The organism is Streptomyces sp. NPDC127038 (genome assembly GCF_042725875.1).
Lineage (GTDB): Bacteria > Actinomycetota > Actinomycetes > Streptomycetales > Streptomycetaceae > Streptomyces.
The window spans coordinates 1-20878 of the sequence record NZ_JBHXDQ010000107.1 but is presented as its reverse complement, the minus strand read 5'-3'; the positions used below and the strand labels follow the sequence as shown (position 1 = coordinate 20878).

The following is a 20878-nucleotide window of genomic DNA, read 5'->3' as shown; positions in this document are numbered from 1 at the left end:
CGCGCGCACGGCGCACACCCCCGACCGGGGCCGTTCCGCTGTCACCGCACCCTCTCTTGTGGAGTCACAGGCGCCCCAGAGGCCCCAGGAGCCCCTCAGGACCCCTCAGGACCCTCGGCGGGCCGGGCCGGCGGGCTCTCCGCACCCGACGCGCGCACCAGCCTCTCCGCGGCGCCCACCGCGCCGCCCACCGTGCGGCCCACCGCGCCGCTCTCTCCGTACCGCCCGCCGCGCTCGTGCGCGCCCCCGCACTCCTCCCGCGGGCGGACCGGCGATTTCCGGCCACTGCTCACGCGATCCGCGGGACCGGTGAACTTTCCGTCACTCCGCCCTGTCCGCGACGGCCCCTCGCCGCCGGTCCGGGGCATGGCCGGAGTCCGCGGTGGGCCGGACACGGTCGCCGCAAGTCCCTTGAAGAGGAACCGAGTTGCGGCCCCGGCGAGGAGACGGCACGGGGCCGGAGGGGTACGCGAAGGCCGTTGCGGGGAGTGTCCCGGCGCCGGGACGGCGAGCCTTCAGCTTGTTGCAGAGGCCGCGGCGGAGGTCAGTATTTATGGGGATGAGCAGGGGCGAACGGACGTCCTCCGGCGACGCAGCCTTGTTGCGATGCCGGACGCGTCCGCGCATAGTTGCGCTGCGGAGGACGCCCTGACGCGGGGCTCACGCCAGGGGTTGGAGCTGGAGCCAGGGGTGGGAGATGGCCGGGCACGGGACGGACAGGCATCCGCACGGCGCTGACCGGCTGTGCGACGCGGGCGACCGGGTGTACTCCCGGGCCGTGCGGCGGGGCCGGGTGCCCCGCGAGGACGCCGAGTCGGTGCCCTGCCTGCTGGAACTGGCGCTGCTGCACCCCGACCCGGACGACATGGGCTGGCTGGTGCCGACCTCGCCGCAGGAGGTCATGACCCGGCTCCTGCGGGGCGTGTACGAGGAAGTCAGCGCGAGCCAGGCGCGGGTGGGTGACGCGGTGTCGGCCTTCGAGTGGTACGCGGGTCTCGGCGGCCGGGTCCGGGCGCCGTCCGAGGGCGTGGCGATCCGTGTCCTCGACGGACTTCCGAGGATCCACGCCGCCATGGACAAGGCGACCGAGGAGTGCACCCGCGAGGTGCTCACCGTGCAGCCGGGCGGCATCCGGCGCGAGGACGAACTCGTCGAGGGCCTGCACCGGGCGCTGGAGATGCGGCGGCGCGGGGTGCGCATGCGCGACCTGTACACCCATGTGGCCCGGCACGGCCAAGGCCTCCTGAACTACATGGAGTTGATGGGCGACGCGGCCGAGGCCCGCACCCTCGACGAGGTCGTGGAGCGGCTCATCCTGTTCGACCGCACGGTCGCCTTCATCCCCGCCAACCCGGACCGCACGATCGCGCTGGAGCTGCGCCACCCCGCGCTGGTCGACTACCTGGTGACGGTCTTCGAACGGCTGTGGCGCCTGGGGATCCCGCTGACCTCGCCCCTGCCCGCGACGGGCATCGAGGGCATCACCCACCGGGAGCGGTCCATCGCCGCGCTGCTGGCCGAGGGGCATCAGGACGCGGTCGTCGCGGAGCGCCTGGGCATCAGCGTGCGGACGTGCCGGGCCCACATCGCCCGGCTGTCGGAGACGCTGGGCGCCGCGAGCCGGACGCAGTTGGGCGTACGGATCGCCCAGGCGGGCCTCGACGGGCCGCAGCGTTCTCCCGGAGCCGGAGCCGGAGCCGGAGCCGGAGCGGATGCCGGCGCCGAGGCCGGTACCGGAACGGAAACCGGGGACGAGACCGGAGACGGGGTCGGCCCCGGTGCCGCGACCGGTGCCGAAGCCACCGCGGCCCCCGCCGTCCCGGACCGCGGATCGCCGGCCGGCCGTTGACGGCGGTGGTACGGGCGGGTCGTGGGGGGCCCGGAGTCCCGCCCCGCGGACCGGGCGTCCGCCTGCACGGGGTCCGCCTGCACGGGGTCCGTCGGGCGCGTTGTCGCGCGAGGTCCTGTCGGCCCGGGTCACTCCCCTCCCTCGGGCTGGTCCAGGAGCCCCGACTGCGCTATCAGGAAGCCGAGTTGGGCCCGGCTCCCACTGCCGAGGGCGGAGGCCAGCTTGGCGATGTGGGCCCGGCAGGTGCGGACGTTCATCCCCAGCCGGCGGGCTATGGCCTCGTCCACGTGCCCTTCGATGAGCAGCTTGGCGATGGACCGCTGCACGCCGGTGATGCCGTTGGGGCCGACGTCGTTGGGGACGTCCTCGGTGAGCGGGACCGCGCGCTGCCAGAGCTGCTCGAAGACCTTGCTCAGGTACAGCACCAGTCCGGGGTGGCGGAGTTCGAGGGCCACCCGCCGGTCGTCGCTGGCCGGTATGAAGGCCACGGTCCGGTCGAAGACGATCAGCCGCTCGATGAGCTCCTCCAGGGTGCGGACCTGGATCCGGCCACCGGATATGCGCTCCACGTAGGCGAGCGTCCCCTGGCTGTGCCGGGCGGTGTGCTGGTACAGCGTCCGGATGCGGACGCCCCGGTCGGTGAGCGGTCGGTCCCGCTCCAGGGCCTGCATCAGGGCGTCGGCGGGCCTTCCCCCGCCGGGCTGGATCGTCAGCATCTCCGTCTGGCACTCGGCGGTGGCCGAATTGAGCGCCGCGTTGATCCGGTCGAATCCCTCCAGGACCGTGATCGCGTGGCTGCTCGCGGTGCTCTGCGTGCTGATCGCGATGAACGGGTCGAAGGAGTCGGTCAGTTCGATCGCGAGGCGCCGGCGCTCCTGGATCTCCCGCTCCAGGGGCTGGAGGCGTTGGGCGAGCGCGACGGACGGCGGGACGGGACGCAGCCACTTCTCGTCGTCGGGGTCGGGATGAAGCAGCGCGAACTCCAAGAGGCAAGGGGCCGTTTCCACTTCGACCCGAGTGATACGGCCGGAGTGCAACGCACTGGCGTAAAGGCGTGTTCCTTCGTCACACAACGTGGTGACAGCGTGGGGATGTGTCGGTTGTGAGTTCTTTGTGGGCAAATCTCCACCCCCCAGGGTCCTGAACGTGCAGGAACATGATGCATCGCTGCTGTGGCATTGACGTGCCTGAATGAGCCATCGTCTTGTGACGACGGGGGAGAAGATTCCATCAAGTGAGGACGAAGCCGACTATGCGAGCGAGATTGCTTGGTTCAGTGCTTGCCGCAGTCTTCTCTGTCGCTGTGGCGTCCGGCTCCCTGGGGGCCTCGGGTCTTGATGCCGGGGGTGCCCGGACCTGGGCCGTTCCGGACAGCGGTTGGACCAGTGTGAAGGCGACCGTGGCGGACAGCGGCTGGACCGCTGCCGAGGCGGTCCCGGGGGACAGCGGCTGGACCGACATCGAGGCCGCGGCGCTTCCCGGCGACAGTGGCTGGAACAGCGTGAAGGCGACCGTGGCGGACAGCGGCTGGAACGGCGCCGAGGCCACGACCCTGTCGGACAGCGGCTGGACGATCGTCTCCGCGAGCGCAGAAGCATGAGCATTCCTCCCGACGACCGTTCCTTCCGCCGCGAGATGGCGACGGCCTACCGGTCCGGCTGGCACTTCATCGACCTGGTCACCGCCATCCCCTACAGCGGTGACTCGCTGATGGTGACCGTCTTCGGAGAGCCCGTCGTCGTCACCCGCGACGACGACGAGGACGTGCGGGCGTACCGGTGTCTGCGGCGGCCTCGGGGGGCGCCGCAGCCCGTCCGGTGCGCCATCCGGTACGGCATGATCTTCGTCAACCTCGACCAGCGTGACCACCAGCTCACCGGACCCGATGTCCCGGACGTCGAGACCATCGCAGCCACCCCCCGCAGTGCCTGACGCGATTCCCCCGTCGTAGTAGATCGCGCAGGTACTTCCCCCCGCAGCGGCGTCACCGTGACCTGAACACGGTGACGCCGCTGTAGTTTCCGGGGAGATCCCCGGGTTCCGGCCCGTTTCCGCGAGGGCCCCGGCCGGCCCCCGGATCTCCGCTCGCGGTCTCATCCCCGGCCCATCGCCGCCGTGAGCTCGATCTCGATCGCCACGCGCGCCGGGTTCGGCGACGGGGTGCGCTCGTAGCGCTCCGCGTAGCGCCGTACCGCCTCCGCAACGCGCGCCGGGTCCGTGACGACCCGCGCCCGCCCCTCCAGCGTGGCCCAGCGCGCCCCCTCCACCTGGCACACCGCCACCCGCGCCCCGTCCGCCCCGGCCGCCAGTACGTGGGCGACCTTCCGGCTGGACTTGTTCGTGATCACCCGAGCGAGACCGGCCTCGGGGTCGTATGTAACGCCGACGGGCACGACGTGCGGGCTGCCGTCGGGCCGGAGGGTGGTCAGCGTGCACAGCCGGCGCTCGCGCCAGAAGCTCAGGTAGGCGGCGTCGGGCTGCCGCGGGTCCACCGTATGGGAAGCCATGAGGCCTGAATCTACGCCTGGTGGCTGTCCAATTTCCGGCTCTTCCAGCCTTGAGCGGAATAGACTCAACTTTGTGTACGCTGGATGAGTCAGGGAACGGTCAGGAACACCAGGAGGAGGAGAACGCGAACGTGGACGCCGAGCTGACCAACAGGAGCCGGGACGCGATCAACGCGGCCAGCAGCCGCGCCGTACGGGAGGGGCACCCGGACCTCACCCCCGCCCACCTGCTGCTCGCTCTGCTCGAGGGGCAGGACAACGAGAACATCATCGATCTGCTGGCGGTCGTCGACGCCGATCAGGCGGAGGTCCGGGCCGGCGCCGAACGCGTCCTCGCGGGCCTGCCCAGCGTGACCGGCTCCACCGTCGCGCCCCCCCAGCCGAACCGCGAGGCGCTCGCCGTCATCGCGGACGCCGCCGAGCGCGCCAAGGAGCTGGGCGACGAGTTCATCTCCACCGAACACCTGCTCATCGGGATCGCCGCGAAGGGCGGGGGGATCGCCGACGTACTCTCCCGACAGGGAGCGAGCGCGAAGAAGCTGCTCGACGCGTTCCAGAAGACCAGGGGAGGGCGCCGGGTGACGACCGCGGATCCCGAGGGCCAGTACAAGGCGCTCGAAAAGTTCGGCACCGACTTCACCGCCGCCGCGCGTGAGGGCAGACTCGACCCCGTCATCGGCCGGGACCACGAGATCCGCCGGGTGGTGCAGGTCCTGTCCCGCCGTACCAAGAACAACCCCGTGCTCATCGGGGAGCCCGGCGTCGGCAAGACCGCCGTCGTCGAGGGCCTCGCCCAGCGGATCGTGAAGGGCGACGTCCCCGAGTCCCTGAAGAACAAGCGGCTCGTCTCGCTCGACCTCGGCGCGATGGTGGCGGGCGCGAAGTACCGCGGCGAGTTCGAGGAGCGCCTGAAGACCGTGCTCGCGGAGATCAAGGACTCCGACGGGCAGATCATCACCTTCATCGACGAGCTGCACACCGTCGTCGGCGCCGGCGCGGGCGGCGACTCCGCCATGGACGCCGGCAACATGCTCAAGCCCATGCTGGCCCGCGGCGAGCTCCGCATGGTCGGCGCCACCACCCTGGACGAGTACCGCGAGCGGATCGAGAAGGACCCGGCGCTGGAGCGGCGCTTCCAGCAGGTGCTGGTCGCCGAGCCCACGGTCGAGGACACCATCGCCATCCTGCGCGGGCTCAAGGGGCGCTACGAGGCCCACCACAAGGTCCAGATCGCCGACTCGGCGCTGGTGGCCGCCGCGAGCCTGTCCGACCGCTACATCACCTCCCGGTTCCTCCCCGACAAGGCCATCGACCTCGTCGACGAGGCCGCCTCACGGCTGCGCATGGAGATCGACTCCTCGCCGGTCGAGATCGACGAGCTCCAGCGGGTCGTCGACCGGCTGAAGATGGAGGAGCTGGCGATCGGCAAGGAGACGGACGCCGCCAGCAGGGACCGGCTGGACCGGCTGCGCCGCGACCTCGCCGACAAGGAGGAGGAGCTCCGCGGCCTCAACGCCCGCTGGGAGAAGGAGAAGCAGTCCCTCAACCGGGTCGGCGAGCTGAAGGAGAAGCTCGACGAACTGCGCGGCCAGGCCGAACGCGCCCAGCGCGACGGCGACTTCGACACCGCCTCCAAGCTGCTCTACGGCGAGATCCCCACGCTGGAGCGGGACTTGGAGGAAGCCTCGCAGGCCGAGGAGGAGGTCTCCAAGGACACCATGGTCAAGGAGGAGGTCGGGCCCGACGACATCGCGGACGTCGTCGGCTCCTGGACCGGCATTCCCGCCGGCCGCCTCCTGGAGGGCGAGACGCAGAAGCTGCTGCGCATGGAGGAGGAACTGGGCCGCCGGCTGATCGGCCAGGCCGAGGCCGTGGGGGCGGTGTCCGACGCCGTGCGGCGCACCCGTGCCGGGATCGCCGACCCGGACCGGCCCACCGGCTCCTTCCTCTTCCTCGGCCCCACGGGCGTCGGCAAGACCGAACTCGCCAAGGCCCTGGCCGACTTCCTCTTCGACGACGAGCGGGCGATGATCCGCATCGACATGTCGGAGTACGGCGAGAAGCACAGCGTGGCCCGGCTGGTCGGCGCGCCTCCCGGGTACATCGGCTACGAGGAGGGCGGCCAGCTCACCGAGGCCGTGCGCCGCCGCCCGTACAGCGTGATCCTGCTCGACGAGGTGGAGAAGGCGCACCCGGAGGTCTTCGACATCCTGCTCCAGGTGCTGGACGACGGGCGGCTGACGGACGGTCAGGGGCGGACGGTCGACTTCCGCAACACCATCCTGATCCTCACCTCGAACCTCGGCAGCCAGTTCCTGAGCGGGCAGAGCCTCGCCGATCCGTCGGCCTCCGACGAGGAGCGCAAGCGGCAGGTCCTGGACGTCGTCCGCGCCTCCTTCAAGCCGGAGTTCCTGAACCGGCTGGACGACCTCGTCGTCTTCTCCGCCCTCGACCAGCAGGAGCTGGAGCGCATCGCCAGGCTCCAGATCGACTCCCTGGCACGACGGCTCGCCGAGCGCCGGCTCACCCTGGAGGTCACCGACGCGGCGCTGGCCTGGCTCGCCGAGGAGGGCAACGATCCGGCGTACGGAGCGCGCCCGCTGCGCCGCCTCGTCCAGACCGCCATCGGCGACCGGCTGGCCAAGGAGATCCTGGCCGGCGAGGTCAAGGACGGCGACACGGTCCGGGTCGACGCCTTCGGCGACGGCCTGATCGTGGGCCCGGCCACGGGCAAGACCCTGTAACCGGCACCGGGGGCCGGCACCGGCACCTGCGGGGGGAGGGTCCGCGGCACACCGCCGCGGGCCCTCCCTTTTGCCGCTCCGAGGCCCGCGCGTGACCGGATCTTGTCAGCCCCCGGCGGACAGGGCCCGCCAGAGGTTGCCACTCCCCGCCCCGCATGAGAGAGGATGGCGGTATCCGTACGAAGGGAAATACACGGTGAGCATCGACCCGTCCTCGATTCCGAATTTCGGGGGCCAGCCCGAGCCGCAGTCCGGCGGCCCCGCCGGCCCCGTGGTCCCGGATCAGGACCTCGTGAAGCAGCTCCTGGAGCAGATGGAGCTGAAGTACGTCGTCGACGACGAGGGTGACCTCGCGGCGCCGTGGGAGGAGTTCCGTACGTACTTCATGTTCCGTGGCGAGGCGGACCAGCAGGTCTTCTCGGTGCGGACGTTCTACGACCGGCCGCACCAGCTCGAGGAGAAGCCCGCGCTCCTGGAGTCGATCGACGACTGGAACCGCCGCACGCTGTGGCCCAAGGTCTACAGCCACACCCACGACGACGGCACCGTCCGCCTGATCGGCGAGGCGCAGATGCTGATCGGCACCGGCGTCAGCCTGGAGCACTTCGTGTCCTCCACGGTCAGCTGGGTGCGTGCCGCCATCGAGTTCGACAAGTGGCTCGTCGAGCAGCTCGGCCTCGAGCAGGAGATCAACGAGGCGGACAAGCCCGAGGACGACGAGGACGAGTAGGTCCGCCCTCCGTCCGTCCCCCGCGGCGCCGCTTCCCCGCGCGTGCACCGGCCCCTGGGACAGGCACCACGGTCTGTCCTAGAGCGGGGTGTGCGCGATCACGACCAGATAGGCGCCGTAGGCGAACGAGAGCCCGGCCAGGGCACCGACCACCAGGGTCGCGTGCCAGGGCCGGGCTCTCGCCGTCCGTACCAGGGCGCGGGCCAGCGGCAGCAGCAGCGGGAACGCCGGGAGCAGGAAGCGCGGCTTCGACTCGAAGAAGCCCGAGCCGCCCAGCGCGATCAGCAGCAGGATCCCGCTGTGGACCAGCAGCGGCAGCGGCGCCCGGTCCGCGATCAGCAGCCCGTACAGGAGCACGGCCGCAGCGACGATCACCATCGTCATGGGGAACACGAAACGGTCCCCGTGCAGCAGCAGGTGCTTGACGAAGTGCAGCGAGCCCCGGCCGAGGTCGAAGCGCGAGCCCCACAGCCGCTGCACCTGGAAGTAGCCGCCGAGCCAGTCGCCCTCGCGGTGGCCCACCCACAGGACGTAGCCGGTCCAGCCGAGGGGCGCGAGCGCCGCGCCCGTCCACACCCTGTGGGAAACTTTTCCGCGGTGGCGCCAGATCTCCTGCGCCGCCCCCACGAGGACCGCCGCGGCCACCGCGAAGCCGTTGGGCCGGGACAGCCCCGCGAGCGCGGCCAGCGAGCCGGCCCACAGCCAGCGTCCGTCCAGCACCGCGTACAGCGACCAGGCGGCGAACGCGGTCAGTACGGGCTCGGTGTACGCCATCGACAGCACCACCGAGTGCGGCAGCAGCCCCCACAGCAGCACCAGCGCCGTACCGACCGCCCGGCCGTGCAGCCGGGCGCCGATCGCGTACATCCCGCACGCCGCGGCCGCCGCCGCGGCCCAGGAGACCAGCAGGCCCGCCGAGCCCCCGGTCAGCGGGGTCAGCGTGGTCACGGCCCGGACGAGTGCCGGGTACAGGGGGAAGAACGCGAGGTCGCTGTGGACGACCGTGGGGTGGAAGTGGAGCGTTCTGCCGTAGCCGTGCGCGGCGATCCCCAGGTACCAGGCCGAGTCCCAGGACCGTGCGAGCAGCGCGACCGGGTGTCTGCCGGTGGCCCAGGCCGTCCCGGCGAGCACGAGGAGACCGGCCAGGCGCGCGGCGGCGAACAGACCGAGCGCCGTGATCGCGGCGGACGGCAGGCCGCGGGCCGCGCGGGAGGGGTGGACGGCGGGGTCGCGGGGCTCCCGGAGAGCGGGGCGAGTGAGGGTACTCGGGTGGGTCACACCCCGAACTGTGCGTTCCCTACGGGGTATTCGCGAGCTTTGATCCTCCGTGCGGGTTCGCTTGCCGACCCCCCGGCGCGCCGCCCACACCCGAACCACCGACGATGCTAAACGGCTCGGCCGCGGGCTTGTCCGGTTCGGCCGCGGGCCCTGCCCTGGCACCGCCACGGGCTTGTCCGGCTCCGCCAGGGGCTTGTCCGGTTCGGCCGCGGGCCCTGCCCTGGCTCTGCCACGGGCCTGTCCGGCTCCGCCGCGGGCCCTGTCCGGCTCCGCGACGGGCTTGCCCTGGCTCGGCCGCGGGCCCTGCCCCGGCTCCGCCACGGGCTTCCCCGGCTCCGCCACGGCCCCTGCCCCGGCTCGGTCCGGGCCTTGCCCCGGCTCCGTCCGCGCTCTCCCCCGCCCGGCCCCGTCGCGTCCCCTCCCCCACTGCTGTCCCGGGCAGTCCGGGGAGGGGGCGGCACGCTGCTGTTCCCGAGCAGTCCAGGGGAGTGGAACACTGCCGTCCCCGGGCAGTGGTGGGGCGGTGATCGTCACGCATAATCCTGGCGTGCCAGAGACCCCGGCTTCGATACCGGCCCCGCTGCCCGCTCCTCCTCCGCTCCCGTCCGTTCCCGCGGACGTGCCCGTCTGGTCCTCCGGCCGGGCGGCCCGGTGGTCGGCCGTCCGGCACGCGCCCTGGGCGCGCCCCCTGTGGTCCGTACTGGCACTGGTGGTCACCGTGGTGTGGGCGATCGCCGTCTCGCCCGAGCCGCCGTGCACCGACGCGGTGCCCTGCGGTGCCGACTGGCTCGGCATGACGGAGACGGGCCTGGCCGTGGGCATGCTCGCCTGGATCGCCTGGCTGCCGGAACTGACCCTGGTCGCGGCCCCCGTCCTGGCGGCGGTCGTGGCCTGGCTGGAACTCCCGGACGCGGGGCCCGGCCCCCTCGCCGCGAACCTCTGCGTCCTCGCGGCTCTCGGCTTCGACTGGGCCGCCGCCATGGAACGGCTCGCCGCCCGCCGCCGGCAGCGGGACCTGGCGACGGACGGGACCACCGCGCGCCACGCCCTCCCCGTACCCCTCGCCCCGCTGCGGCGCGGACTGATCCTCGCCGGGGCGGGACTGGTGCTCATCGCCGTCGCCGGCCTCTGCGCGGCCGAAGGCCTCGTGGGCGTCCACGACGACCTGCGGCACGCGGACCGCGCGGTCCGCACCACGGCGAAGGTGGTCGGCCACGACGACTCGGTCCGGGTGCGGACGGCTGACGGGCGGCGGCTCACGCTGGACTCGTACCTCCCGGAGGACCACCCGGTCGGCGGCTCCCTGACCGTGCTGGAGGACGGGTCGTGGCGGCGCCTCGCGTCCGAGCCGTACGACGCCAGGTTTCCCCAGCTGGGGCTTCTGGCCGCCGGCCTTCCCGGGCTCGCCCTGCTCGTGGCCGGTCTGCTCGCGCGCCGCCGTGCCGCCGCGCTGCGGCGCGGACCGGTTCCGGTCCTGCGGGTGGTGGCACGCCTGGACCGCGAGGGCGTGATGTGGATCCACGCGGGCGACGACGCCTGGGGCCGTCGGCCCCTCCTCACCGCGGGCTTCGTCGCCGACGCGCCCGGCGGGGACGGGCACGGACCGGCGCGCCCCGGCGACCGGGAGGAGCTGGTGCGGGCCGCCGCGTTCCCGCACGAGGCCCTGATGTTCGGTGCCCCGTACGAAGGCGGCGAACTGGTCCTCGTCACCTCCTTCAGCGACGGCCGGAGGGTCGTCGTACGGACGAGCGGACCCGTCCGGCTGTCCGGCACCGGCACCGGCACGGGCCCCGAGCCCGCGCCGGAGGCCGGGGAGCGCGACGCGGCCGGCGCGGTCCCCGCCGAGGTCCCGGAGACCCTGGTCACGACGGGACGCCCGCTGAGCTGGGGACCGGGCCCGCTGTCCCGCTCGGTCGGCGCGGCCCTGGCCCTGAGCGGGATCGTGGGCTTCGCCTTCAACGCCCGCACGCTCGTGACGGACGGGTTCGGCGTGCGGCCGTTCTTCTTTCTGCTCTTCACGGTGTCCTGGCTCGCGACCGCCGCCGAACTGCTCAACTGGCGTGTCACCGCGGACAGTTCGGGCCTGTGGCTGTCCGGCTGGTGGAAGGTGCGGCAGCTGCCGTGGGAACACCTGCGGTCGGTCCGGTACACCAGGGACGGGAGCGTGGAGATACGGATGCCGGACGGCGGCGACTGGCGGCTGCCCGGCCTCGGCATGCCGAAGTCGGAGCGGCGCCTCCGCCTCAACCCCTCCTACGTCCGGATGGCCGAGGAGACCGCCGTGCTCCGCGACCACCCGGCCCTGCGGCCCACCGACGCCGTCTCCGGCCTCGGCCGCGGTCTCCCGCTCGGCCCCGCCCTGCTCGCCGTCGCCGTCATCGCGGCCCTGGCCTGGGCCTTCCACTGAGGCACGGGACGTCCACCGCGGCCCGGGGCGCTCTCCGCCCCGGGCCGCGGGGCTGTCAGGAGGACAGCCGGCGCAGCCGCCCGGCGGCCTCGTGGAGGACCTCTTCCCGCTTGCAGAACGCGAACCGTACGAAGGGCGCGCCCGCCTCTCGGTGGTCGTAGAAGACGGCGTTCGGGATGGCCACCACCCCGGCGCGCTCGGGCAGGGCGCGGCAGAAGGCGAACCCGTCGCTCTCGCCGAGCGGCCGGATGTCGGTGGTGATGAAGTACGTCCCCCGCGGCCGGAACACCGCGAAGCCCGCCTCGGTCAGGCCCGCCGCCAGCACGTCCCGCTTGCGCAGCATGTCCGCCCGGAAGCCCTCGAAGTACGTGTCCGGCAGCGCGAGCGCCTCGGCCACCGCGTACTGGAAGGGTCCCGACGCCACGTACGTCAGGAACTGCTTCGCCGACCGCACTGCCGTGACCAGCTCCGGCGTGGACGTCACCCAGCCCACCTTCCAGCCGGTGAACGAGAACGTCTTGCCCGCGCTGCCGATGGTGACGGTCCGCTCGCGCATCCCCGGCAGGCTAGCCAGCGGCACGTGCTCGGCGTCGTCGAAGACCAGGTGTTCGTACACCTCGTCCGTCACCACGAGCAGGTCCCGTTCGACGGCGATCCGCGCGATCTCGGTCAGCTCCGCGCGGGTGAGGACGGTGCCGGTCGGGTTGTGCGGGGTGTTGATCAGCAGCAGCCGGGTCCGTTCGGTGACGGCGTCGCGCAGCTCGTCGAGGTCGAGCCGGAAGCGCCGGTGGCCGTCCCCGTCGCCCCCGTCCTCCCCGGCCCCGTCGGGGCGCAGGGTCACGGGCACGCGGGTCCCGCCCGCCATGGCGATCGAGGCCGCGTACGAGTCGTAGTACGGCTCCAGCGCGATCACCTCGTCGCCGGGTTCGAGCAGCGCGAGCAGCGAGGCGGCGATGGCCTCGGTGGCGCCCGCGGTCACCAGGACCTCGGTGTCGGGGTCGTACGCCAGGCCGTACCGGCGCTTTTGGTGATCGGCGATCGCGGTGCGCAGCTCGGGGACGCCCGGGCCCGGCGGGTACTGGTTGCCGCGGCCGTCCCGCAGCGCGCGGACGGCCGCCTCCCGGATCTCCTCGGGACCGTCCGTGTCCGGGAAGCCCTGGCCGAGGTTGATCGAGCCGGTGCTCAGCGCGAGGGCGGACATCTCGGCGAAGATCGTCGTCCCGAACTCGGCGAGCCGGCGGTTCAGAAGGGGGCGCACGCTGGAGGTCATGGCGGCCATCCTGCGCCCAGTCTCCGGAGTTCCTCAACTCCGCCCCCGGGTCCGCCGGCCCGGGTCGCCCGTTCCGGCGAGCACGTTCCCGCGGACGCCGAACGAGGGGTTCGGCGTCCGCCGAACGCGCCTACATCGGCTGGGGCTTGATCAGGGCGAACGGGGCGCCCTGCGGGTCGGCCACCACGGCCATCCGCCCCGCCATCATGTCGAACGGCGGGGCCAGCACGGTGCCGCCGCGCTTGACCAGGGCGTCGACGGTGGAGTCGGTGTCGTCGACGGCGAAGTAGGTCAGCCAGTGCGCGGGGGTACCGGGCGGGTCGTTGGCGAGGAGGGTGGCGCCGCCGACGGCCCGGCCCGCGACCGTCAGCTGCCAGTAGCTGTCGGCGCCCTCCATGGGCTCGATCTCGATGCCGAACGCCTCGCCGTAGAAGGCGGTGGCGGCGAGGACGTCGCTGGTGTGCAGTTCGTTCCAGGTCAGCGCGCCGGGCTCGTTGACCACGCGGGCGCCGGAGAACTCGCCGGGCTGCCAGACGCCGAAGACCGCGCCCTGGGGGTCGGCGGCGACCAGCATCCGGCCCAGGTCGCCGACGTCCATGACGGGAGCGATCAGGGTGCCGCCGGCGGAGACGATCGCGTCCTGGGTGGCCTGGGCGTCGGTGCTGGCCAGATAGCTGGTCCAGACGGTCGGCGGCTCCGGCATCCCCTCCGGGGCCATCGCGGGGCCGATGCCGGCCACGGCCTTGCCGTCGAGCTCACAGACCGCGTACCCGCCGAACTCGGACGGCCCCGGCTGTCCCTGCCAGCCGAGCAGGTCGCCGTAGAAGTCCAGCGCGGCCCGCTGGTCCTTCGCCATCAGATCGACCCAGCACGGGGTGCCGGTCGCGTACGGAGTGGTGATTTCGGGCATGCGCGCTCCTTCGGATTGGCGTCTTTCGCCACTCTTTCGCCGCAGAAGGGCACCGGCCCTCCGACACGCCAACGCAAAGGAGGGAAGAGGCCCTCCCCGAGAGGCGCCGGGATCGGCGCCGGGCCGGGCCGTGATCCACACGTCCGCGCAGGTCAGGGGACGTCCCCGCATTTGCATGCTCAGGAGTTCCTCAACTCCGCTTTGGGCCCGCCGGGGTGAGGGCATCCCCCTCTCACGCTCACGCGAGAGCGGATTCGAGGAGAACGGCCCACGGGGGGCCGCTTCCAGGGAACGGAAGGAGGGTGGCGCCATGATCTTCGGCATCATCCTGGGGGTCGTCGTGCTGGTCGTGGTGGTGAAGGCGGTCAGCGGTCCTCCGGCCAAGGGACGCCGGGGTTCCCGTCGCTCCGACGGCAGCGGCTCGGGCGGCGACAGCAGCTGGTGGGCCGGCGGCGCGGGCGGCGCCGCGTCGGGCGGGCACCACGGGGGACATGGAGGGCACGGGGGAGACGGGGGCCACGGAGGTCACTCCTGCGGGGGACACTCGTCGTGCGGCGGTTCGTCCTGCGGCGGCGGATCCTCGTGCGGCGGGGGCGGCTGCGGCGGAGGCCACTGACCCGGGCGGCCGGGCTCCCGTGGGAGACGCGTCCGGAGCGGGCAGGGGCCCGCCCGCCGGCGACCGGCCCGCGGGCCCCCACGCGCGCCGGGCGCACGTCGTGGTTGAAAAGTTTATCTGTTGAGCCCACGGGGGCTGTCTCTTATAAACAAAAACCAGCCCACCAAACTGGCGGCAGCACAGTTCATGATTCCCTCTAAACCACCAAAGCGGCCCTGGTACATCACCGAGCAGCCCTGGGCCGACAGGCCCCGGAAGACCATCGGACGGTCCTGTCGGACCCGTCCGGCGGACGCCCTTCCGGCCGGGCCGGCCAGACCGTTTCCCCGGTGCTGACCGGGTGCGCAGGAACCCCACCTCACCTTTGCGTGCTAGCGGAGCCGATCCATGCTCACGACCCTGAACACCTCGTACACCGACACGCGGGCGGCCGACCTCGCCTGGGCCCTGGGCCGCGAGCCACTGCCCGCCCTGGCCACCCTCGATCTCGAACTGGGCGGGGCGAAACTGCAGTTGAGACTGCTCGGTGCGTCCCACCAGGTCCTCCTCGAGGAGGAGCGGGGCAGTTGCTCGGAGACCGTCGCGTGCATCGCCGGCAGCAGCACCCCGCTGCCGCTCGGCGTCGCGAAGAGGTTCGGCGACTGGGAGTACGAGTTCGCGGCCCGTGTCGAGATCCTGTCGCCCGGCTCCTTCGCGGGCCGCGCCCAGGAGTTGCTGGCCCTCGTCTCCGACCATCCGCAGGGCCTCGCCGGCGTCTTCCCCGGCAGCCCGCACGCGTTCACGGCGATGCTCGCCCAACGGCACGAGGGCCAGGTCCACTGGCGTACGTGGCACGCGTACCCGCAGGACGGCCAGTTGGTCGCGACGCGGACGCGGGTCGGCGTACGGACGGAAGCCCTCAGCGCGTCCGCGGTCTGAGGACCCCCGGGTCAACTCCGTACACCGTGAAGAGCAAGGCTTTCCACACGTGTGGGTGACGAGACGTAGTGGCGGCGTGACGTAGCGTTCACGGCGTGATCGAACCGCACGCGCCAGCACCACCCGGCGTGCCGCCGCCCTGGGGCGTCCAGGGCCAGGCGCGGCTGCCCGTCCGTCCGGGCACCGGCAGGTTCCTCGTCCTGGTCGGCGTGTTCGTCTGCGCGGCCTGCGGACTCGTGTACGAGCTCGAACTCGTCGCCCTCGCCTCGTACTTGATCGGCGACTCCGTCACCCAGGCGTCCGTCGTGCTCTCCGTCATGGTGTTCGCGATGGGCGTCGGCTCGCTCGCCGCGAAACGCCTGCGCCCGTGCGCGGCGGCCGGATTCGGCGCCGTGGAGGCGACGCTGGCCCTGGTCGGCGGGTGCAGCGCGATGGCCCTGTACGCGGTGTTCGCGTGGACGGGCGGCTGGGGCGGCCTGTGGGCCGACGGGCCCCGCTGTCTGCTCGTGGTCTTCTCGCTCACCATCGGCCTGCTCATCGGCGCCGAGGTGCCGCTCCTCATGGAGCTGATACAGCGCGTCCGCCGCCAGGACCCCGGCGGAGCGGTCGCCGACCTGTTCGCCGCGGACTACGTCGGCGCGCTCTTCGGCGGCCTCGCCTTCCCGTTCCTGCTGCTGCCCCTGCTCGGCCAGCTGACGGGCGCGCTGCTGACCGGGACGGTGAACGTGGTCGCCGGCGGCGCCCTCGTGCTCGGACTGTTCCGCGCCGACCTGACCCGCCGTGCCCGCTGGACCCTGGTCGTCGCCAACGTCGTCGTCCTCGGCCTCCTCGCCTCGGCCGCGATGCTGGTCGACGACTTCGAACGGGCCGCGCGGCACGCCCTGTACGGGGCGGACGCGCGCGTCGCGCCGCGGGTCGGCGTCCCCGAGGCCGTGCTCAGCGGAGGCGGCCACGGCCGTCCGCTCCGCTTCTTCCTCGACGGCCGGCTGCGGTTCGGCGGCCGCGACGAACGCCGCTACCACGAGGCGCTCGTCCACCCCGCGATGGACGGCCCGCACGCGCGGGTGCTCATCCTCGGCGGCGGTGACGGACTCGCCGCCCGCGAGGTGCTGCGCCACCCCGGCGTGCGCCGCGTCGACATCGTCGAACCCGACGCGGACGTGGTCCGGCTGGCACGCGGCGACGCCGCCCTGTCCGCCCTCAACCGTCACGCGTACGACGATCCCCGGGTCCACGAGGTGACCGCGGACGCCTTCGGCCGGCTGCGCGCGGACCGGTCGACGTACGACGTCGTCATCTCGGACCTGCCCGACCCGTGCGTCACCGCCGCCACCAAGCTGTACTCGCAGGAGTTCTACGGCCTCGTGCGGCGCGCGCTGGCACCGGGCGGGCGGCTCGTGGTCCACGCGGGCCCGCTCCCCGGACGGAACCGGGCCTTCTGGACGGTCGACGCCACGCTCCGCGCGGCGGGTCTGTTCACCAGGCCCTACGGCGTCGACCGCCAGGACCCCGGTCCCGGGCCCAGGACCGGCCGCCGGGCCGGCGGAGCCCCGGGACCCCCGGGCACGGGCCGGGCCGCGGACGACTGGGGTTTCGTCCTGGCTTCCCGTACGCCCGCGCCGCTGCGACTGGACCCGTCCTGCCCGCACCCGCGCACCCTCACCCAGGCGGCCCTGACGGCGGACGCGCGCGCCGCCTCCCGCGGCCGTCCCCGCCGTCCGCTGCCGCCCTCCACGCTGGTCCATCCGCGGTACACCGGCTGAGGGGGAGGCCCCGGAATCCCGGGATACGCGGGTGCGGTGCGGGTCGTGCTGGGTAGGCTCGGCTGACATGGAGCATGAGGTGTTCGTTCCGTTTCCGGCCGGGCGGCTGAGAGAGGCGCTGGCCGATCCCGTCCGGGTCGCCCGCGCGGTCCCGGGCCTCCAGCAGGACGCGTCGGCGGCCGGCGGCGGCACGGCGGCCACGGACACGGGCCCGTCGTCCGGCTCCGGGCGGGACGCGGGGGCCGCGCGGGTCGCCGGGCGGCTGAAGGTCCGCGTCGCCGGGCACACGATCACCTATCGCGGGGCGTTCAGCGTCACCGCGCAGGACCACGACGCGTACGCCGTCGAGGGCGACGCCACGGAGGTGCGCGGCGGCGGTGCGGTGAAGCTGGCGCTGACCCTGCGGCTCCTGCCCGCCGACGGCGGTACGACCCTGGTGTTCGGCGGCACGGCCTCCGGCGACGGCCGCGTGGCGGAACTCCCGCGGGACGCGGTCTCCTCGACGGGCCTGCGCCTGCTGACCCGTTTCACCGAATCCCTGACCACCGACCTGGCGGCACCACCGCAGCCGGCGGCGCCCGGACCGGAGCGGACCACCGGACCGGAACCCGGGCCCGGACCCCGACCGGAACCCGGCCCTGCCCCGGACACCGAACCCGCGCCCGGGGCCGCGACCGGTACCCGCTCCGAGCCCGGCGTCGAGCCCCGGCCCGGCCCCGAGTCCGTCGCCGCTGCCGGGTCCGAGGCCGAGCTCCAGCCCGGTGCCGAGCCCGACGTCCTGCCCGAGGCCGAGCCCCGGCCCGGACCCGAGTCCCAGCCCGGTGCCGAGACTGCCGCCGGAGATGAGGCCCGGGCCGAGCCCTTCGCGGGCGACGACGGTCCCGGTGCCGCCACGCACCCCGGGGTCGAGGCCGATGTGAGCGCCCACGCGGGCGATCCGCTCGGCGAGGACGACGAGTTCGACGGGGAGGACTTCGTGGAGGAGGAAGCGGTGACGGCCGGCCCGGGGCGGGCGGACGCGATGGCCGAGGCGGCGCACGCGCGCCGGACGATGATCGGACGCAGCGCCGAGGAGGTCGACCACGCCCCTCCGCGCGGCCGCTACGCTCCCGTCCCGCCGCCGGAGGCCACCGCCGCGCGCGCCACCCTGCGCTGGGCGGCCCCCGCCGCGGCCCTGGCACTGGCCTCGGCGATCGCCCTGTCCCGGGCTCTGCGCAAACGTCGTTGAGGGCGGGAAACCCCGAGGCGCTCCCGCCCCAGTAGGGTCGACCCCGTGAGTAACGAAGACATCACGCTGACCGCGGACGACGCGGAGGTGACCGTGTCGCCGGGCAACGGCGGACGGATCGGCAGCCTGCGGGTCGGCGGCACCGAACTCCTGCGTCAGGGTCCCAGGTTCGGGTGCTTCCCGATGGTCCCCTGGTGCGGACGGATCAGGGACGGCAGATTCCTCGACGGGGCCACGGTCCGGCAGATGCCGCTCAACTCCCCGCCGCACGCCATCCACGGCACCGCCCGCGACGGCGCCTGGAAGACCGCGCGCGTCACCGCCGACGAGGCCGTGATCACGTACGACCTGGTCGAGCCCTGGCCGCACCCCGCCCGCGTCACCCAGGCCTTCGCCCTCACCGGGGACGGCCTGACGGTCACCATGTCGGTGGAGACGTACGGGGAGTCGTTCCCGGCGCAGATCGGCTGGCACCCCTGGTTCAACCGGAACCTGGGGGACGGCGGCGAGGACGTCCGGGTCGACTTCCACCCCGCCTGGCAGGAGGAGCGGGGCGAGGACCACCTGCCCACCGGCCGCCGCGTCGATCCGGCACCCGGCCCCTGGGACGACTGCTTCGGCATGCCGGAGGGCGTCGACGTCACCCTCACCTGGCCGGGCCGGCTGGAGCTGAAGGTCGCCAGCCGCGAACAGTGGGCCGTCGTCTACGACGAGCAGGAGGCCGCCGTGTGCGTGGAACCGCAGACGGGTCCGCCGAACGGGCTCAACACCCACCCCCGGCTGGTCACACCCATCGAACCCCTCGAAGCCACCACGGCCTGGAGCTGGCGGCGCCTCTAAGCTGGCGTCCATGAGTGAAGTACGTGGTGAGCTGCTGAAGCAGATCAAGGACAAGGCCGTGGTGCACGGCAAGGTGACCCTCTCCTCGGGTCTCGAGGCCGACTACTACGTGGACCTGCGCCGGATCACGCTGGACGGCGAGGCCGCCCCGCTCGTCGGGCAGGTCCTCCTCGACCTCACCGCCGGCCTGGAGTTCGACGCCGTCGGCGGTCTGACGATGGGCGCCGACCCGGTCGCCGGGGCGATGCTGCACGCCGCCGCCGCGAACGGCCGCCGGCTCGACGCCTTCGTCGTCCGCAAGGCCGCCAAGGCGCACGGCCTCCAGCGCCGTGTCGAGGGTCCCGAGATCAGGGGCCGCCGCGTCCTCGTGGTCGAGGACACCTCGACCACGGGCGGCTCCCCGCTCGAGGCCGTCCAGGCGGTCCGTGAGGCCGGGGCCGAGGTCGTCGGCGTCGCCACGATCGTCGACCGCGCCACCGGTGCCGCCGAGAAGATCGAGGCCGGAGCCGGTGTCCCGTATCTCTTCGCCTACTCCAAGGGCGAGTTGGGGCTCGACTGACGAAGCCCCCGCGGGACCCCGGCGAAGGCCGGGTCCCGCATGTCGGATGGGGGTCTGGAGCATCCGGCGATGTCTGGAAAGATGGGGCCGACGATGACGTCGCCCCCCTAGGTCAGGGCCATAAGCACCAGTCCCGTCGTACCGCAGCAGCAGTACGCAGACCCGCACATACAAGGAGCGGACAGATGCCCATCGCAACCCCCGAGGTCTACAACGAGATGCTCGACCGGGCGAAGGCAGGCAAGTTCGCCTACCCGGCCATCAACGTGACCTCGTCCCAGACCCTGCACGCTGCGCTGCGCGGCTTCGCGGAGGCCGAGAGCGACGGCATCATCCAGATCTCCACCGGTGGTGCGGAGTTCCTGGGCGGCCAGCACAACAAGGACATGGTGACCGGCGCCGTCGCCCTCGCCGAGTTCGCGCACATCGTCGCCGCGAAGTACGACATCACGGTCGCGCTGCACACGGACCACTGCCCCAAGGACAAGCTGGACGGCTACGTACGTCCGCTGATCGACGTCTCCGCCGCGCGGGTCGCCAAGGGCGAGAACCCGCTGTTCCAGTCCCACATGTGGGACGGCTCCGCCGAGACCCTCGCCGACAACCTGGCCATCGGCCAGGAGCTGCTCGCCAAGGCCGTCGCCGCGAAGATCATCCTCGAGGTCGAGATCACCCCGACCGGCGGCGAGGAGGACGGCGTCAGCCACGAGATCAACGACGAGCTGTACACGACCGTCGAGGACGCGCTGCGCACCGCCGAGGCCCTGGGCCTGGGCGACAAGGGCCGCTACCTGCTCGCCGCGTCGTTCGGCAACGTCCACGGCGTGTACAAGCCGGGCAACGTCGTCCTGCGCCCCGAGCTCCTCAAGGACCTCCAGGAGGGTGTCGCCGCCAAGTACGGCAAGGCGAGCCCGTTCGACTTCGTCTTCCACGGCGGCTCCGGCTCCACCGCCGAGGAGATCGCCACCGCGCTGGAGAACGGCGTCGTGAAGATGAACCTCGACACCGACACCCAGTACGCCTTCACCCGTCCGGTCGTGGACCACATGTTCCGCAACTACGACGGTGTCCTGAAGGTCGACGGCGAGGTCGGCACCAAGTCGAAGTACGACCCGCGCACCTGGGGCAAGCTCGCCGAGGCCGGGATGGCCCAGCGCGTGACCGAGGCCTGTGCCGCCCTGCGTTCCACGGGCACCCGCCTCAAGTAGTCGGCCGGGGGCCGTGCGGGGGGCGGCGGGCCCCCCCCCCCCCCCCCCCCC

The 20878-nt window shown here is 73.0% G+C and carries 18 protein-coding genes; 13 read left to right on the top strand and 5 right to left on the bottom strand.

Annotated elements, in window-relative coordinates:
• Window positions 1-697 precede the first annotated feature (697 nt).
• The gene (locus tag ACFWI4_RS39715) at window positions 698-1849 is read left to right on the top strand and encodes a LuxR C-terminal-related transcriptional regulator (protein WP_387206365.1); all 1152 of its coding nucleotides are present in this window, start codon (window positions 698-700) and stop codon (window positions 1847-1849) included.
• A gap of 128 nt (window positions 1850-1977) precedes the next feature.
• On the opposite strand, the gene ACFWI4_RS39710 is transcribed toward ACFWI4_RS39715, so the two are convergent.
• Complete coding sequence (locus ACFWI4_RS39710) at window positions 1978-2970, bottom strand: helix-turn-helix transcriptional regulator (RefSeq protein ID WP_385408475.1); 993 nt, start codon at window positions 2968-2970, stop codon at window positions 1978-1980.
• A 266-nt stretch (window positions 2971-3236) separates the two neighbouring features.
• Here ACFWI4_RS39710 and ACFWI4_RS39705 point away from each other — a divergent pair, with 266 nt between their 5' ends.
• Window positions 3237-3449 carry a hypothetical protein gene (locus ACFWI4_RS39705; RefSeq protein WP_339130577.1) on the top strand — a complete coding sequence of 71 codons (213 nt, stop codon included), beginning with the start codon at window positions 3237-3239 and terminating at the stop codon, window positions 3447-3449.
• Window positions 3446-3781: a hypothetical protein gene (locus ACFWI4_RS39700; RefSeq protein WP_037614653.1), complete on the top strand. Its 336-nt coding sequence runs from the start codon at window positions 3446-3448 to the stop codon at window positions 3779-3781. Before ACFWI4_RS39705 ends, ACFWI4_RS39700 begins: the two co-directional genes overlap by 4 nt.
• A gap of 161 nt (window positions 3782-3942) precedes the next feature.
• Here the strand turns inward: ACFWI4_RS39700 and ACFWI4_RS39695 are convergent, their stop codons facing one another.
• Window positions 3943-4356 carry a pyridoxamine 5'-phosphate oxidase family protein gene (locus tag ACFWI4_RS39695; RefSeq protein WP_385408470.1) on the bottom strand — a complete coding sequence of 138 codons (414 nt, stop codon included), beginning with the start codon at window positions 4354-4356 and terminating at the stop codon, window positions 3943-3945.
• Between the two features lie 131 nt (window positions 4357-4487).
• Between ACFWI4_RS39695 and clpB the strand changes: the two genes are divergently transcribed.
• Both clpB and ACFWI4_RS39685 read left to right on the top strand, forming a co-directional pair.
• Window positions 4488-7100, top strand: coding sequence for an ATP-dependent chaperone ClpB (gene clpB / locus ACFWI4_RS39690; protein WP_387206362.1), 2613 nt, complete (start codon window positions 4488-4490; stop codon window positions 7098-7100).
• A gap of 196 nt (window positions 7101-7296) precedes the next feature.
• Window positions 7297-7830 (top strand): YbjN domain-containing protein, encoded by a 534-nt coding sequence (locus tag ACFWI4_RS39685; RefSeq protein WP_339130580.1) that lies wholly within the window; start codon window positions 7297-7299, stop codon window positions 7828-7830.
• 78 nt (window positions 7831-7908) lie between these two features.
• On the opposite strand, the gene ACFWI4_RS39680 is transcribed toward ACFWI4_RS39685, so the two are convergent.
• Window positions 7909-9108, bottom strand: coding sequence for a hypothetical protein (locus tag ACFWI4_RS39680; RefSeq protein ID WP_387206360.1), 1200 nt, complete (start codon window positions 9106-9108; stop codon window positions 7909-7911).
• Window positions 9109-9655: 547 nt separating this feature from the next.
• Here ACFWI4_RS39680 and ACFWI4_RS39675 point away from each other — a divergent pair.
• Window positions 9656-11515, top strand: coding sequence for a hypothetical protein (locus ACFWI4_RS39675; RefSeq protein WP_387206358.1), 1860 nt, complete (start codon window positions 9656-9658; stop codon window positions 11513-11515).
• A 55-nt stretch (window positions 11516-11570) separates the two neighbouring features.
• Here ACFWI4_RS39675 and ACFWI4_RS39670 read toward each other — a convergent pair whose 3' ends face one another.
• Together ACFWI4_RS39670 and ACFWI4_RS39665 are read right to left on the bottom strand one after the other, a co-directional pair.
• Window positions 11571-12794: a pyridoxal phosphate-dependent aminotransferase gene (locus tag ACFWI4_RS39670; protein ID WP_387206356.1), complete on the bottom strand. Its 1224-nt coding sequence runs from the start codon at window positions 12792-12794 to the stop codon at window positions 11571-11573.
• Between the two features lie 121 nt (window positions 12795-12915).
• Window positions 12916-13695 (bottom strand): VOC family protein, encoded by a 780-nt coding sequence (locus tag ACFWI4_RS39665; RefSeq protein ID WP_387206354.1) that lies wholly within the window; start codon window positions 13693-13695, stop codon window positions 12916-12918.
• Between the two features lie 310 nt (window positions 13696-14005).
• Here ACFWI4_RS39665 and ACFWI4_RS39660 point away from each other — a divergent pair, with 310 nt between their 5' ends.
• From ACFWI4_RS39660 to fbaA, 7 genes are all read left to right on the top strand, one after another.
• A complete protein-coding gene (locus ACFWI4_RS39660) occupies window positions 14006-14311 on the top strand; it encodes a hypothetical protein (RefSeq protein WP_385408458.1) in 306 nt (101 codons plus the stop codon).
• A gap of 387 nt (window positions 14312-14698) precedes the next feature.
• The gene (locus tag ACFWI4_RS39655; RefSeq protein ID WP_387206352.1) at window positions 14699-15229 is read left to right on the top strand and encodes a DUF2617 family protein; all 531 of its coding nucleotides are present in this window, start codon (window positions 14699-14701) and stop codon (window positions 15227-15229) included.
• A 95-nt stretch (window positions 15230-15324) separates the two neighbouring features.
• Window positions 15325-16992, top strand: coding sequence for a polyamine aminopropyltransferase (locus tag ACFWI4_RS39650; RefSeq protein ID WP_387206350.1), 1668 nt, complete (start codon window positions 15325-15327; stop codon window positions 16990-16992).
• 67 nt (window positions 16993-17059) lie between these two features.
• Window positions 17060-18220, top strand: coding sequence for a carbon monoxide dehydrogenase (locus ACFWI4_RS39645; protein ID WP_387206348.1), 1161 nt, complete (start codon window positions 17060-17062; stop codon window positions 18218-18220).
• Window positions 18221-18265: 45 nt separating this feature from the next.
• Window positions 18266-19060 (top strand): aldose 1-epimerase, encoded by a 795-nt coding sequence (locus tag ACFWI4_RS39640; protein WP_387206346.1) that lies wholly within the window; start codon window positions 18266-18268, stop codon window positions 19058-19060.
• A gap of 10 nt (window positions 19061-19070) precedes the next feature.
• Window positions 19071-19619 carry an orotate phosphoribosyltransferase gene (pyrE, locus tag ACFWI4_RS39635; protein WP_387206344.1) on the top strand — a complete coding sequence of 183 codons (549 nt, stop codon included), beginning with the start codon at window positions 19071-19073 and terminating at the stop codon, window positions 19617-19619.
• A 185-nt stretch (window positions 19620-19804) separates the two neighbouring features.
• Complete coding sequence (gene fbaA / locus ACFWI4_RS39630; protein ID WP_387206343.1) at window positions 19805-20827, top strand: class II fructose-bisphosphate aldolase; 1023 nt, start codon at window positions 19805-19807, stop codon at window positions 20825-20827.
• Window positions 20828-20878: the final 51 nt, after the last annotated feature.